Source organism: Streptomyces pseudoechinosporeus, assembly GCF_054783935.1.
The window spans coordinates 1-584 of the sequence record NZ_BAAGPS010000097.1 but is presented as its reverse complement, the minus strand read 5'-3'; the positions used below and the strand labels follow the sequence as shown (position 1 = coordinate 584).

Genomic DNA, 584 nt, shown 5'->3' with positions numbered 1-584 from the left:
CCGCCCCCAAACACCTGGACACGTCCGATCAGGTCCAGTCCGGTTGCTACGGCCAGTCGCAAGGTAGCGCGGGCGTGTGATCGTCGTAATGTGGACCGTGATCGGCCGCTACGAGGCGCCACCGACGGATGCGACCGAGGAGGACCATGATGTCGGCCGACCACCAGATCGACGCCCTGACATTCACCAACCCGCCTGGTTTGTATGACCCGAGGCCGAACGGATACTCCCACCTGGCCCAGTTCCCGGCCGGATGGCGCATCATCACCCCGGCTGGTCAGGGCGGGGAGACCGAGGACACCCATCTCTCGGCGGACTTCCGCGAGCAGTTTGCCCAGGCGATTGCCAACACTGCGACGGTCCTGGCAGCCGCCGGCGCGACGCTGAGGAACATCGCGAAGATCAACCTGCTCATCGTCGACCACGATCGCGAGAAGTTCCGCGTGATGACCGAAGAGGTCGCCCGAGTGTGGGGCGACGACAAGCCCGCCATGACTCTGATCCCGGTGCCTGCGCTCGCGCTCGAGGGGATGCTCGTCGAGATCGACGTGATCGCCGTCGTACCTGCATGAAGCGCCGACCGA

1 protein-coding gene is annotated in these 584 nt (G+C 65.4%); it reads left to right on the top strand.

The annotated features are described in order from the left end of the window. Positions 1-146 precede the first annotated feature (146 nt). Positions 147-572, top strand: coding sequence for a RidA family protein (locus ACYVO6_RS49365; RefSeq protein ID WP_461073608.1), 426 nt, complete (start codon positions 147-149; stop codon positions 570-572). The last annotated feature ends 12 nt before the right edge of the window (positions 573-584 follow it).

Coding starts and splice junctions, on each gene's coding strand:
- ACYVO6_RS49365 (WP_461073608.1), top strand. CDS start 147: ATGATGTCGGCCGACCACCAGATCGACGCCCTGACATTCACCAACCCG.